Source organism: Nonomuraea sp. B5E05, from assembly GCF_039880665.1.
Lineage (GTDB): Bacteria > Actinomycetota > Actinomycetes > Streptosporangiales > Streptosporangiaceae > Nonomuraea.
Genome location: NZ_JBDPMJ010000031.1, coordinates 1 through 15,082, shown reverse-complemented (window position 1 = coordinate 15,082; position 15,082 = coordinate 1). Strand labels below are relative to the sequence as shown.

Below are 15,082 nucleotides of genomic sequence, written 5' to 3'. Positions count from 1 at the left end.
AATTTCGGCGATGTCGTGATGCGAGAGGTCCTCACCGCCGAGGACGCGGGATCACCATTCGTCGTCGACATGGCCTGCCGCCTGGTCCAGAGTGTGCGCGATCCACTCGGGTAAGGGCACGGACGCGACCTCGGCGGCCGCCTTCCACCTCTGTTCCCGCTCGAAGGAAATGTGGACGGTGACGGCGACTTTGATGGGTTGGGGATCGGGAGTGCGGACCCGGCTCGCCTGGATCTCCTTGCGTAGTCTGCTCTGCGGCCAGCCTTCCTCCTCCGCCCGCGCCAGCCACCGCTCCTGTTCGTCCCCGGAAAGGGCGGCGACCTGAGCATGGTGTTGCAGGCTCAGCGTGTCCCGTCGACGGGACATCGGAACATTCCGAGCAACCCATGCGTAGTTGCGCAGCGTCTTGTAGGCCAGATTGGTCTGGGAGATGGCCAGCCGGTACCGGTCAGGAAAGCTCTCCTCCCCGTAGACCAGCCAATCTCCCAGCCACCACGCGGAGGAGTCGCCGATCACCCTCAACTGGTCACCGATTCTTTCCCACGCGTCGAACGGCAGGCCCGCGGGGAGTGACAGGCCGATTCTTCCGGCCCGGATGGAAGGCTCAAGCCCAAGCCTGTTCGCCAACGATTCCCTTCTCGATCGACCGTGATCGCGCGAGGGAAGTGAATCCGTGTTGAGCATTGTTCTCCAGCCGCAAGATGATGAAGCGAGAACGGAAACGCCCTGGTCAGTCGAGACAGGCGCGAAACGAGCCTAGAGAAGCCCGGTATGTTGGCGGTATGTCGGCCCGCGTTTACCTTGTCCAGACGTTGTGGCCGCCGATACCGTTAACGCGCCTCGGTACCGCGCCATGGGCGACTTCGCGATCCTCCGGCGCCGCCTTCCGCAACTCACCGATAACCGGCGTTCACGCATGGTGATGAGCCCGTGGACCGCGTTCGGATTGCGGAGAACTGGCCCGCTCGATGCGCGGGGTTATCGACGAACTCGCCGGCTTCACCTTCATGGCCATTCCCGCCTTGGCGCCACTCACTATGTGAATGTTTGAGCTTGCCTGGCATTCGGGCATCGTGTGATACTCCGCGGTGCTGAATAGACGGTGGTCGGTTTCGTCTCTTCAGCGATTTCGTTGAGCGAAATTCCGAGCGGTGACGGAGGCCGCGGTGCGGCATAATGCGCGTGCGTGGACGCCGGTCTTGAATGGACCAGGGCGTCCTGGTGTGGTTCGTCGCCAGGCGATGATCGCGGTATTGGTGGTCCTGGCTCTGCTGGGCAACCTGCTGCGGGCGATGCCGGCGTATGCCGAGGGGGCGGTCACCTTTGACCGCTCCCACGTGGTGGCGGCCTGGCAAGAGGGCGGGCCGCAGGTCCGGGCGGCGGCTGAGGCGGCGCTGCTGGGCTCGGACGAGCAGGTCAGCGAGTTCCTGGCCGAAGGATGGGGCAAGGCCCAGCGTCTCGACGAGCGGGACAGCCTCGCGAGCATCATCAGCAACGGCGGTCCCGCTCTGCGGGCGAAGGCTCAGGCCGCCCTGGACGCCGACGCGGCAGGTGATGAGAGCGCCATCAGCACGTTCCTGGCGAGCGGATGGCAGGGCCCGGCGGACATCGACGCGCGGGTGTCGGTGAACCAGCTGATGAGCGCGGGCGGGCCCGAGGTCGAGAAGGCGGCGCAAACCGTACTGGACTCCGGTGACGCGGAGGCGATGCGGGAGTTCCTGGACAACGGCTGGCAGACGCAGTGGAACACCGACCAGCGGTTACGGGTCAACCAGACCGTCAAGACCGGTGGCCCGCACGTCCGCGCCGCTGCCCAGAAGGCGCTGGACGCGGATACGCCAGAAGCGCTGGAGGCGTTCCTCGTCTACGGCTGGGCGGTGGCGTCGGCGCGTGACGAGGAGACCGCGACGCTGCAAGACCTACTCGGCCAGGTGGAGGCGGCCGGCGAGGTGGCGGCGCAGGAGACCGCCAACGCCACCAGCCAGGCCGACCGTGCCAGGGACGCCGCAGCCGCGGCGCGCCGGTCCGCGGCGGAGGCCGCCGCGGCGACCGCGGCTGCGCGCGACAACATGGCTGAAGCGAAGACGCAGGCCAAGCGGGCGGCCGCCGCGGCGCAGAAGGCCGCCGCGGCGGCGCAGGTGGCCGTTCAGGCTGCGGCGGCGGCGAACCGGGCCGCGCGAGCCGCCGCCAAGGCGGCGGCGCTGGCTGCGCAGATGGCGTCGAGGGCCAATCAGAAGGCCGCCGCGGCGTATCGGGCGGCTGCCGAGGCGTCCGTGGACGCCGACAGGGCGGATGTCGCACGACAGGCGGCGCAGCAAGCCAGCGCGATCGCCAAGGAGACGAGAGACTTCGCCTCCCGGGCGGAAGCGGCAGGCAGGGCGATAGAGAACGGCCAGAAGGCCATCGACTCCGCCACGGCCGCGGCCGAGCACGCTCTTGAGGCCGCGATCGCCAATGACGAGGCGGTCCGGTATGCCAACGCGGCCGGCGCCGCGGCCGAGGAGGCGGTCGCCGCGGCGGCGAAGGCGCGGGCCAATGCCGAGCGGGCCGTCCGGGCGGCACGGACGGCCGAGAAATATCTCGCGGTGGCCATCCAGGCCGCGTACAAGGCGCGAGACGCCGCCAACCGGGCAGCAGCCAACGCCGAGGCCGCGGCAGCCGCGGCCTTGGACGCCGCGGAGCACGCCGGTGAGGCGGCGGACGCGGCGAATCGGGCCACCGAGCATGCCAACGCCGCCATCGTGGCCGCGCAGGAGGCGGTGGCCACCGCGAACCAGGCGGCCGAGGTGTACGAGGCGGCGCGCACCGCCGACGAAGAGCGCCTGGCGGTGGCCCGGGATGAAGGGCTGGAGACCGCCCGCGCCGCGAACGCCGAGTACGAGGCGCAGCAACGCGTCGTGGACTGGGACGTCGACCAGGCCGCCAAACGCGATGCCGAGACCAACAGGCTCATCGTCGTGGCGCTGGACCCGGGCACCGAGCGTGCCGCCGCGGTGACGGCGGCCCGCAAGGCCGCGCTCAACCTGGCCGGCGGCCAGGGCGCCTGGACCAAGCAGGCGGCGCTGACCGCGCTGGGCGGCTCTGACGATTTCGCGCTGGAGTTCGTACGCACCGGCATCGCCGACGCCGCGGCTCAGGACAACCGCGTCGCGGTCACGAAGCTGGCGGTGAGCGAGACCCCCGCGCTCGCGGCGGCGGCCGAAAAGGCGCTGGACGGCGACGACCAGACGGTCGCGACCTTCCTGCGCACGCAGGACTACCCTGGCCGCTACGCCGCAGACCGGCTGAAGGTCAACCAGATCCTGTCCGCGGCCGAAGCGGACGGTGACGTCGTACTGGCGGAGCGGGCACAGCAGGCCCTCGACACCGACACGCCGCAGGCACTGCGGGACTTCCTCGACACCGGCCAGTACACCGCGGCGGCCATCGGCGACCGGGTGCGGGTCAACCAGATCCTGGCCAGCCCGGACAGCGGGCCGGAGGTGAAGGCGGCGGCGCAGATCGCCCTGGAGGGACCCCCTCCGGGTCTGCGGAAATTTCTCACCACCGGCCACTACACCGCGGCCGAGCGGGACCACGAGAGCGCGATCCACCTCGCCGTGGTCGGGGGCCTGCTCAAGAGAGTCAGCGAGGTCGCCGAGACGGCCGTGGAGTATGCGCTGGAAGCGCAGAGCGTGGCCGCACGCGCCCGCAACGACGCCACGCAGGCCGCGTCCTACGCGAAGCAGGCGCTGGAATCGGCGAAGCGGGCCGCCGGGTACGCCCAGCAGGCCGACAACTACGCCGGCCAAGCTGTGGCCTCGGCGGAAAAGGCCGCGGCCTCGGTCAAGACCGCCCGCGAGGCGGCCACCCGCGCCACAGCCTCGGCGCGCAGCGCCATCCGATCGGCCAGTTGGGCAATCGCCTCCCATCAGAACGCCGTCGCCGCGGCCAATAGGGCCAACCGTGCCGCACGTGCCGCCTACCAGGCAGCCGTCAACGCCGGCGAGGATGCGGAGGCTGCCGCCGAAGCAGCGAACGAGGCTTACGAGGACTATAAGTTCGCCTTTGGCGTGGAAATGACGAAATGCCTCAACGACTACACCGACGAGGACGCCCCCGAGTGGGACCTGGTACTCGACAATCCCGAGTGGGCTCAAAACTGCGCGGAAATGTACGTGAACCCGGAGGAGCTGCCCACGCTGGCATACATCAACTCCGGCTTCTGTGACCTTTATCCGCAGGACAGCCAGCTCTACCAGAACTGCATCAACTCCACCTTGGACCCTTCGTTCGAAGGGATGCAGAGCCTCATCTTCGTCTACGAGATGGTCACCGGAGCGCTGGCCCCCAGTTTCGCCTGGTACGGGACGACCGTCTATGCCGGCTGCGCCGTGACGGGGATCTGCGGCGGCGCACTCACCATCGGCGAGGTGAGCCTCGAAGTCTATCGCCTCATCAACGGTGACCAATCGCTGGCCAAGACGCTGCTCAACATCGGCACGATTGCGCTCGAATCGCTGGTGATCGCCGGGATCGGCAAGCTGCTCAGCGCCGGCTTCCGGCTCATCAAGAACGCCTACACAACTGCCAGAACAGGTGCACACGCGGCCTCGGACATTCAAAAGGCCCTGCGTCTTCAGCAGCAACGTGTCGTCCTCGCGGACATTCGGACGATGCTTGCCGGCGACTACTCCACTGCCAGGAGCACGGCCTTCTTCTGGTCTGGCCGCACCAAGAATGATTCTGGCGAGTACGTGAGTGCCGGGGAGGTGGCCCAGGGCCTTGCGCCGAGAATGGGTGGCACCACGCTTGAAGGCCTCATGGCGCGCCAAGGAATTCGGGAGCCGGATTGGAAGAGGAAGGAAGGCGTGATCGCCGAAGCGATCGAAGACGCGTGGGACCAAGTCTCCCTTGCCTATGCCCGGCGTGCCTCCGGCGAGGTCAGAGTGGTTCTCGGTAGAGACGTGCGCGAGCTGAGCGTCTGGCTGAGACACGAATGCGAAACGCTCCTGAAGAACTCCAACGTCACCAAGATCATCGTAATCGACGTGATCAAGATGGTGGAGGAGCGGGTGATCACCAAGAAGTCCGAGTGCGCTCCGATCGCCAGTCCGGCAAGAGAGCGCGCCGGTGTCCTGGTCGGATGAACCAGGCGCTCTGGCAGCCGCGGGATTTGGTGCCGGCGATCGATACGGGAAAAGGGTGTCGACATCTTGGGGTTCTCCTGCCCCAGCCGTATTGATCACCCGCGTCAGCTGCTGCTCACGTGATCTACAGTCGTCCGCCTGAAAGTGGCGCTCGCCACAGTTCTTTACGTGCTTCGCGGACGGTGAACGCGGTCCGTGCGTCGGACCTCGCTCCACGATCCGCGACAGGAAACACCGGAGGTTTGTGATGATGAACTCGCCACCACGCTGGGCGACGCTCGGCCTCGCCACAGCGATGGCAGCGCTTTTGTCAGTAGCTGGGGGACCCGCGCCGGCCGGCGCATCCGCGATCCCGCTCCCATCGCTGGTGGGCAACGGCGTCCACCCTTACCCCGGGGCGGCGGAGATCCTGGAGGCTCAGAACGTCAGGCTGATCTCCGGAGATGGGCACATCGTGCTGGCCGACTGCGCCACGCAGGCAGAGGGCGACATCGGCCTGCTGAAGATCTGGACCACTGACGAAGCCATCGGCGCGGACGGGATCGGCCGGGTCTGCTTCAAGGTGACCGCCTCCTCCGGCGTGCTGAACCTCGAAGTCCCCGGCGTGTACGAGATCCGCGGCGACGGCCAGCGTGAAGGCACCGGTCACGAGGTGACCGCGGAATTGCGCACCGACGACGGCGAAGAGCTCACCGTCGACGTGGATCCGGACGGCAGCACGCAGGTGGGCCTGGGCGCGGACCCGGAGGCGTCGCCGACCATGCTGCTGCAACTGCGTGCCGGCACCGGACCCGCGCCGGTCAGCGGTGCGGAGGCGGCGGTCGGCAAGCTCGCCGCCGCCGGCCGCGAGTGCACCGCGACGCTGGTCGCGCCAGGCTGGGCGCTCAGCGCCGCAAGCTGCCTGGCCACCGACCCGAACCAGCCCCAGCTGGCCGAAGGCCCGCCGGCCGGCGAGACCCATGTCGTGTTCCCCGGAAAGGCCGCCACCAAGGTCGACTGGCTGAGCCCCCGTCCAGGCCGCGACGTGGTCCTCGCCCGGCTGGCCGCCCAGGCCGAAGGGACCACCCCGATCCCGCTGGCCACCGCCGCTCCCACAGGTGTCGAGCTGTCCGCCGTCGGCTACAGCCGCGCCGGCATGACGGCCACCGACTGGACCACCGACCAGCAGGACAGCGCGCAGGTCACCTTCACCGCCGCCACCGCCACGGCGCTGACCGCCGAAGCCGGCCCGCTCGTGTGCAGCGGGATGGCCGGCGCGCCCGTCCTCGACGGCGGCAAGCTCGCCGCCGTGCTCAGTCAGGCGGGCCAGGCCGGATGCCCCGGCACCGACGGGAGCGGCAGCGCCCTCACCGCCGTCCGCACCGACGATCTCGCGACCTGGGTCAACGCCATCACCACCAGCACGGCGGACCACACCTGGACCCTGGCCGACCTGCCCGCCACCGCCACGTCGGGCAGCGCCGTCACCGTCGGCGCCGACAGCGCCTTCACCGGAACCGGCCTCCCGCTGACCGCCACCGCCGGCGTGAAGTGGAAGACCGGCGACTCCTTCAGCCCGGCCGTCGAACTCGACGGCGGCACCGGATCCCTCGCGGCCGACGGCCCCGCCGTCGCCACGGACGCCGACTTCAGCCTCAGCGTCAGGGCCAAACCCGCCCCCGACGCCTCGGTCGCCTCAGTCGTCCCCGACACTGGCACGGTGCTGTCCCAAGACGGCGTCAACACCGCCGGCTTCAAGCTCTGGGTCGAAGCCGGATCCTGGCACTTCGCCATGAGCCGATCCGACGTGGCCGCTCCCGTCTGGGACACCGTCTCCGCACCCACGGGCAGCGCTCCGGCAGGTGTCTGGTCACAGGTCACCGTGACATACAAGGCCTCCACCGGCACTGTGATCCTCTGGGTCAACGGACGGAATGTCGCCAGCGTCCGCCACACCAAGAAGTGGAAAGCCACCGGCGCGCTGCGTGTAGGCGCGCACAAGATCGGCTCCACAAGGTTCAACGGTTACTTCGACGGCATGCTCTCCACCGTCCAGACGTGGAATGGCCTCTCGCTGACGCCCGAGCCGAACGATCACGACATCGACGGCGACGGCCGTAACGACGTCGTCATCACCGACAGAAACGGCGACCTGTGGATGTATCCGAACCAGGGCGGCTCGGGACTGAACACGGTCAGCGTCAGCAACCGGGTCAAGATCGGCACCGGGTGGGGTTCCCTGACCTGGGTCGTCACCGACTGGGATGCCGACGGCCTGGCCGACGTCGTCATGTACGGCTCCGACGGCGTCCTGTGGATGTACCCCAACCAGAACGGGCGTCCGTCCAGTAGCGGCAGGAAGAAGATCGGCACCGGCTGGGACAAGTACGTCCTCGCCGCCGGCAACGCCGACAGCACCCCGCACGCCGACCTGTTCAGCATCAAGAACAGCACCGGTGAGCTGTGGTACTACCCCGACGGGGGAACCAGGAAGCGGATCGGCTCCAGCGGCTGGACCAGCTACCGCATCTTCCCCGCCGACTTCAACAGCGACGACCGCGCCGACATCATGGCCATCGACAGATCAGGCGAGCTCTGGCTCTATGCCAACACCAGCCAGAGCGGTGTCACTCTTGCCAACCGCACCCGATCCGGCACCGGCTGGAGCAAGTACAAGGTCACAGCCATGGACCTGAGCGGTGACGGCGAGGCCGACCTGGTCGCCATCGACACCAAGGGCAACCTCTGGGTCTATCCCAGAGGTCGCTACGACGGCCGCTACCAGATCGGGGTCGGCTGGACGATCATCGCCATCGGCTGACGCATGATCGGCCCGCCACCCGCCAGCAGGTCGAAGGCACTGATCTCGCCTTCGACCTGCCCGAGCACGTGGCCGGACTCGATGGGCGACCGTGCCGGAGACCCGTGATGACGACCCCGCCGTCGCCGATCCCGCAGCCGTCGCCTGAGCAGCCACAGGTTAAGCCTCCGGCGAGGGCGGACGAGACCCCGGCACCTCCTTCCCTGACCCCGCCCGCGGTCGCCCAGCCGCGCGACTGGGGGTATGCGGGGATCGATCCGGAGTTGCTGCACGACTTCGAGCGTGACCTCGGCCAGGCGGAGACCACGCTCGGCAGGCACGAGCCGAGGATCCGGCGTACGTTGCAGGATCTCGATCTGGACACCTCGCGGCTGAACGCGCTGCGGGAGCTGGGCAACTGGATCGGCGCGAAACGGCCGGAGTTACGCAGCCGCGCCGCTCCCATCACCGTCTCACCATGCGAGAACTCCTCAAGCTCTGGCTCCACGAAGGTGGACCTGCATTTCGTCTCATTGCCGCAGAGTGAGATTGACGATTACCAATTTTGCCCTTGATCTCTCGCACTACAAAGATCATCATCCTTGAGTAAGCTTGCTCAGCTGATCAGTTCTCGCCTGTTCTCAGCTGCGTCGCATGCTCTCGACAAGGAACCGCAATGAGAAAACGTCGCTGGTTGGCCCTCTTCTTGGTGATTTCACTGATGCTGGCCGCATTCCCGTCACCGGCATCTGCCGCTGTGGTCGCCCTATCGTGGACAGCTGACGGAAGTGGAGCCACTTACTACTGGGATACCTACCCGGACACCAGCTCCCCAGGCTGGTATATCTCCGTGTACGATGCGGCGCCAGATGGCTACGGCGTTCGGGGGCGCGGGCGAGCCGACGTCTACAGCGACTACTGGGACAACACCAGTGCTGCCTTCACAGAACAGATTTTCTGGCCTGGCACCATCATCGAACAGATCCAGGCCTGTAATCGCGACAAGCTGTCGAACGGAACCGTTAGAGTGTTCAACTGCGACAGTTGGAGATCGACAGGGCGATAAGCAGCCATCGGGCATCGCCGCATCTGCGGCAGACGCCAGGCCGGTCGGGCCTCCATTCCTTTCGCCTCTCCTACGCAGATCAACCAGCGGTTCGACCAAGCCACCCGTATCACCGCTCCCTGGAAGGACCAGATGGCTGACACATACGAGTCTCGTCGCGCCAAGCGGACACGCCTCACACCGCTCGTCATGCTTGCCTCTGGCGTAGTCGTCGCGGCGATCGCCGTTGTCCCTGCCTACATGCTGTCCGCAGCCGACAGCCGGACTGCCGATCAGGGAACGGCGTCTGTTGCCTCAGCAGGGCAATTCGCCCCGGAACCCATCGAGAAGATCTGGCCGGAGGCAGTGTATGAAGTGCCTCGCCGGTTAGCCGATGGCAGCAAAGTCCGGCCGCGATTAGCGCTCGACTCAACTCATCTCCTGCTGACATCAGAAGCAAGCCATGAAAAAGCTGACGCCTTATACTCCTATAACTTGAACAGTGCAAAGACGACGAAACTCGCCGACATTCCTATCCCCGACGGCACAACCCTGTTTCCGGACGGCTTCGCCGTCGGCGACGGTCAGATCGCCTGGTGGACGGCACGTGGAGAACAGACGAAGACGGCCGACTTCTGGACCGTATCGAGGGATGGCGGCAAAGCCCAGTTGATCACTTCGGTTGTCCTGCCTCCCGCCTCGCCGGCTGGACGGGTGACTGGAATCGCGGTCACCTCGAAAGGCCTCTTCTGGTCAGTCGGAAACGACGGAGTCTTCACGGTGGAAGGAGCCGGAAAAGCGCCGCAGCAAGTGAAGGGCACTCAGAGGCAGCACATCCTGAGCTGGCCCTGGATAGGGTCGCCGGGAAGTCACGATCCTCGCCGCGTGCCTTTCCAATCTGTCATGAACGTCGAAACCGGGGAGCGACGCGACCGACTCGCATCGGATGCCGGTACGGCCATCGCGTGTGGCATCTCCCTGTGCGTCACTCACCCCGGCGGCTCGGCTGCGATGCGCGTTCTGGGGCGAGACGGAAAGGCGCAACGTGACATGGACATGACGGGGGTCCACCCACAGCCGCTGCAACGTGATCGGTTCCTCTTTGCCCACCTCCCCGATCGCGCCCTGGTGCACGATGTCCGGACCGGGCTCTCCGCTGAAATCAGCGACGTCGATACTCGCGTTCGCTACAGGATGTCCGCAGGTAGCAATGTGGTGCTATTCAACCGCGGCGACAACTACGTGATCGTCAACCTCGCTTCCATACCCTGAGGTGGTGCCGTGCTCAGCGGCCGGCAAGGCGACGATGGTGCCCGAAGGCCGGGGCGGTCGGGACAGCGGTCAGGACGTTTGAACATGACGTTCGAAGGAGCCAGGACCACCTTGCTGGAGCCCGTTCGCCTCAACTGGCAGGGCGGTGCTTGGCCGCGGCGACCGGGCGGGGCTGGTCCGGGGCAGGGGGTGGGCGTACGCTCGGCGGGTTCGGCGAAGGAGGCTGGTATGACGGTGCGCGTGGAGCGTGCGGGACCGGTCACCACCGTGGTGCTCAGCAGGCCGGAAGCCCGTAACGCGGTCGATCGGAAGACGGCCGGCGCGCTGGCCGGCGCGTTCCGTGACTTCGAGCGTTCGGACGCGGCGGTGGCGGTGTTGTGGGGGGAGGGTGGCACGTTCTGTGCCGGGGCGGATCTCAAGGCGCTGGACAACCGGGTCGGCGAGGACGGTGACGGCCCGATGGGGCCGACGCGGATGCGGCTGAGCAAGCCGGTCATCGCGGCCGTCGCCGGGCATGCGGTGGCGGGCGGGCTTGAGCTGGCTCTCTGGTGCGACCTGCGGGTGGTGGAGGAGGGGGCGGTGTTCGGGGTGTTCTGCCGCCGGTGGGGTGTGCCGTTGGTCGACGGTGGCACGGTGCGGTTGCCGCGGCTCATCGGGGCGTCGCGGGCGATGGACATGATCCTCACCGGGAGGCCGGTGGGTGCGCGGGAGGCGTACGCGTGGGGGCTGGCCAACCGGCTCGTGCCGGAGGGCACCGCGCGGCGGCACGCGGAGGAGCTGGCGCGTGAGATCGCCGGGTTCCCGCAGGCGTGCTTGCGCGGTGACCGGTTGTCGGCTCTGGAGCAGGAGGGGCTGGGGGAGGAGGAGGCGATGCGGAACGAGGTGCGGCACGGGCTGGTCTCGTTGCCGGACGCGGTGGCGGGGGCCGCACGTTTCGCCGCCGGCGCGGGACGGCACGGAGCCTTCGACGAAGCCTGAACGCCGGCGCGCCGTCGACTTGTACGTTTCTGTCAATCTGCAGTCGGCTGAGCTGTGCCTGTCCCGAAAGCGTGCTCGGCGACGTGCTGTCCGGCAGCACCTGCCTCAGGGAAATGAGCCGGAACATTTGCATACCGGTCCGATATGTCGGCGTACAAAGCCATACTGGGTCTGGCCATCGCTTGGCAGTGGCTCGATCGGGATGCGTAGATGTTCCAGCACAAAGGAGTCTCGTGGTGAACGGCAGCGTGCACTTGTCAGTCCGCGTCCCCTGGCATGATTCGGGCTGGTCGGGGAGGGTCTGTCATGATCCGCTGGGAAACGCGTCCTGTATCCTGCTCAAGAACGTCGGCCGCCATCGCGACGACAGATACGAAGCGAAACATGCCGGAAGGTCACTAGATGAGGTAGAGGCCCACCGCATCGCCTGTGTGCAGGAGCGTGGAACGTTCCTCAGTGCGCACCCCTACACGTTCAACATGAAGCACCCGTACGCATGGCATAAGGCGCTGAAGGGCATAGAGGCCACGCCCCTCACAGTCCCGGCTTACGGTGTTCATACGATCCCTTACTTCTGGTTGAACCGAGACGGAGTCAACGACGTCCTCAGCGAGTTCGACGTTGACTTTGACGAGCAACTCGAAGACCAAGTCGACAAGCTCCTCTTCAAGGGCGAGTGGGTGATGCACGCCCAGAACCAGCGAGCGCTGATAACGCGCTTCTTCGAGGACGTCACTCCACACGAGTCCCTGGTCTTCTTCTACGCCAAGCACTCACCGTTCGATGGCAGCCGCGTCGAAGGACCGCTTCTGGTCGGCGCCGCCCAGATCACTGGCAAGCAGCTTCCCGGGTTGTGGCGGACTGAGGGTCACACCGCGTTCCCGACCCACATGTGGGAAACCTCTCTCACCCATTCGCTCCGGCCGGATGGCACCGGAGGAATCCTCCTTCCGGTGGCTGAGCTCGCCGAGCTCGACGCTCGTGGCGAAGATGTGGGCGAGGCGCTGGCCTGGGCGCCGGAGACCAAAGGACGCGAATTCGCCTACGTCACCGAGCACGTCGCCCATGACACCGCGATCGCCACCTTGGAAAGGCTCTTCACAGCTGCTCGCCACTGCCATGAGTTGGGGATCGACGTGCCAGAGGCGTCGCTGGCATGGCTTGACGATCGCATCGGCGAACTGTGGACCATGCGTGGTCCGGCACCTGGATTGGGCGCCGTGCTGGGCGCGCTGAAGTTTCCGCACAGTAAGGTGCTGGCCCGGGCGGTCGCCAGGCAGACGGCGGCGGACGCTGATCCGTGGGAGACGCTGACCGAAGCCATCACCCACCGTGGGCGTTACCCCGATGAGCTCGACCGGCTCATCCCCGAGACGCATCGCAAGATTTGGCAGCAGTTCACTGCGGAACAGCTCCAGGTTCTGCGCCTGCTGTCGAGATTCCAGCTCACCACCGAGCAGGCCGAGATGCTCTTCCAAAAGAAGATCACCGACCTTGAGCACGACGAGTTGCTGGATAATCCGTACTTGGCGCACATCTGGACAGCCGATCAGCTCGTAGCAGTGAGCTTCGAGGTGATAGACCGCGGCTGCTTCCCCAGCGCCGCGATCCGGCACTCGTTCCCGATGCCTGAGCCGAGCGCGATGGAGGATGGCGGTGACCCGAGGCGTGTCCTGGCACTGCTGGTCACTGTCCTTGAGGAGGCCGCAGCCGACGGCGACACCGTGGTCACGATGGAGAGCGTCATCGCCAGGATCGAGGCGCGGAAGCTGTCCGTTGCGTGCCCGATCTCTGAAGAACTCCTCCTTGCGTGTCGCCTCCATCCGACACAACTGGACTACGATCCCGAGCAGCCTTACTGGCCGCCAGTAACAGGTACCAAGCTTGAGGATGGGAGCCCTTCTTACAAGCTGGCGCGCCTGGAGACGATGGCCTACCTCATCCGAAGCGTGATCAAAAGCCAGCATGCTCGGCCATACCATGCTGTACCGGAAGACCTCGGGACCAGACTGGACGAGGTGCTTCCTAGCGATGTGCCTGCGGACGATGACGATGCCGAGACCGAGAAGCGGGCACGCGCCGAGAAGAAGGCGGCGCTGGCCGAACTGTACGCTGCCCCCTTGAGCGTTCTCAACGGGCGCGCGGGAACCGGTAAGACCACTCTGATCAAGGCACTGGTCCGCCGGGAGGAGGTTGCGAACAGAGGTGTTCTGCTTCTCGCTCCCACGGGGAAGGCGCGAGTCCAGCTGCAGAACAAAGTGGATTATCCCGCGCAGACCATTGCTCAATTCTTGATAGGACATGGACGCTATAATTCCGACACCCAGACCTACGCGCTTTCCCAGGCGCCCAAGGCGCCCTTTACTGGGACCGTCATCATTGACGAGGCGTCAATGCTCACCGAGGAGCAACTGGGCGCGATCCTGGACGCTCTTACGCCACCCGACCGGCTCATCCTGGTAGGAGACCCGCGTCAGCTCCCGCCGATTGGCGCGGGGCGGCCCTTCGTCGATCTCATCCACTGGCTCAAATCGGAGGCGAACGAGCCGCACTTCCCTCGGGTCGTGCGCGGACACGCCGAACTCATCGAACTACGTCGCCAGAAGGGGCATATTCGTGATGATCTGATGCTGGCCGCCTGGTTTTCTGGGGATGAGGTGCCGCCGGGTTTTGATGAGGTCTGGGAGAAGCTTCGCTCCGGGGAGCGCTCGGATGCGCTGGCTGCGCTGCCCTGGCGTGGGTCCCGGCCGCTGGAGGTCATCGAGCAGGCCTTGGCCGATGAACTGGGCGTGTGCGGTCCTGACGCGGCTAGGCACTTCGAAGTCTCCTACGGCGGCCACGTTGATGGGGCGTACATCAACTTCCCTGAAGGAAAGGACGGCGCTGCGGATCAGTGCGAGAAGTGGCAGGTGCTTTCGCCGACGCGCGGACACGGGTGGGGAACCGTCGAAATCAACCGCCACTTGAAGCGCACTTTCCGGCAGCGGGAGATGCGACGGGCGACGGCACCCAAGTGGCAGCGCACCACGCCGCCGCCTCTCGGCGCCGAGCAGATCGTCCTCGGTGACAAAGTACTCAACACCCAGAACGGAAGGCTGCCGAAGGTCCCCTGGTCAGCTGGCCTGGGCTACGTGGCCAACGGCGAGATCGGCGTCGTGGTCGGACGGCTCGGCAAGAAGGGCAGCAACCCGAGAGACACCCTCATCGAGTTCTCCTCGCAGGTCGGCACAACTTACAAGTACGCGGCGCTGGCCGAGGACGATCCGGCGCTGGAGCTCGCATGGGCGATCACCATCCACAAGTCCCAGGGGTCAGAATTCCGCAAGGTCTTCGTCCTGCTGCCCAGCTCGGCTCGGAAGCTGTCGCGAGAGATGCTTTACACCGCGCTCACCCGTCAGCAGGACCAGGTGATCCTTCTACATGAAGGCTCGATCGATGAGCTTCTTGAGCTGACCATCTCGACCGGCTCGGAAACCGCGCGCCGGCTGACCGACCTCTTCGGCCTACCCATGCCACGTGAGGTCTTCTTCCCTGACGGGACTCCGGCGGGGAAGCTGGATGCCAGGCTGATCCACATCACCGGGAACGGAACGCTGGTCCGCAGCAAGAACGAGGTGATCATCGCTAACATCCTGGACAACCTGGTCCGTGGGCACTGGCGTTATGAGCTTCCGCTGGAGATCAACGGCAAGACTCTCCGGCCAGATTTCACCATCCGTACACCAGGCGGCAGGACGATCTACTGGGAGCACCTAGTGCTTTGACCGGAAACGATCACCGGGTTGGCGCGTAAGGCGGTCCGGCCGGTTGGATGGTGCTGATCACGTTCGATCGGAAGTCGGGAGGCCCGGTGACGCATCCGGTCAAGGTCCGCAGGCT

At 66.3% G+C, this 15,082-nt stretch carries 8 protein-coding genes; 7 read left to right on the top strand and 1 reads right to left on the bottom strand.

Going from position 1 to position 15,082, the window contains the following annotated elements; all coding sequences use genetic code 11:
• Positions 1 to 51: 51 nt before the first annotated feature.
• Positions 52 to 627: an LmbU family transcriptional regulator gene (locus ABGB01_RS38535; RefSeq protein WP_347778609.1), complete on the bottom strand. Its 576-nt coding sequence runs from the start codon at positions 625 to 627 to the stop codon at positions 52 to 54.
• Positions 628 to 1,223: 596 nt separating this feature from the next.
• Here ABGB01_RS38535 and ABGB01_RS38530 point away from each other — a divergent pair.
• From ABGB01_RS38530 to ABGB01_RS38500, 7 genes are all read left to right on the top strand, one after another.
• Complete coding sequence (locus ABGB01_RS38530) at positions 1,224 to 5,129, top strand: ALF repeat-containing protein (RefSeq protein WP_347778607.1); 3,906 nt, start codon at positions 1,224 to 1,226, stop codon at positions 5,127 to 5,129.
• A 367-nt stretch (positions 5,130 to 5,496) separates the two neighbouring features.
• Positions 5,497 to 7,929 (top strand): FG-GAP-like repeat-containing protein, encoded by a 2,433-nt coding sequence (locus ABGB01_RS38525; protein WP_347778606.1) that lies wholly within the window; start codon positions 5,497 to 5,499, stop codon positions 7,927 to 7,929.
• A gap of 107 nt (positions 7,930 to 8,036) precedes the next feature.
• Positions 8,037 to 8,483, top strand: a complete 447-nt coding sequence (locus ABGB01_RS38520; RefSeq protein WP_347778605.1) for a hypothetical protein — start codon at positions 8,037 to 8,039, stop codon at positions 8,481 to 8,483.
• A 101-nt stretch (positions 8,484 to 8,584) separates the two neighbouring features.
• A complete protein-coding gene (locus tag ABGB01_RS38515; RefSeq protein WP_347778603.1) occupies positions 8,585 to 8,974 on the top strand; it encodes a hypothetical protein in 390 nt (129 codons plus the stop codon).
• Positions 8,975 to 9,106: 132 nt separating this feature from the next.
• Positions 9,107 to 10,225, top strand: a complete 1,119-nt coding sequence (locus ABGB01_RS38510; RefSeq protein WP_347778602.1) for a hypothetical protein — start codon at positions 9,107 to 9,109, stop codon at positions 10,223 to 10,225.
• 228 nt (positions 10,226 to 10,453) lie between these two features.
• Positions 10,454 to 11,203 (top strand): crotonase/enoyl-CoA hydratase family protein, encoded by a 750-nt coding sequence (locus tag ABGB01_RS38505; RefSeq protein WP_347778600.1) that lies wholly within the window; start codon positions 10,454 to 10,456, stop codon positions 11,201 to 11,203.
• A 236-nt stretch (positions 11,204 to 11,439) separates the two neighbouring features.
• Entirely contained in the window at positions 11,440 to 14,967 is a 3,528-nt protein-coding gene (locus ABGB01_RS38500; RefSeq protein ID WP_347778598.1) for an AAA family ATPase, read from the top strand.
• Positions 14,968 to 15,082: the final 115 nt, after the last annotated feature.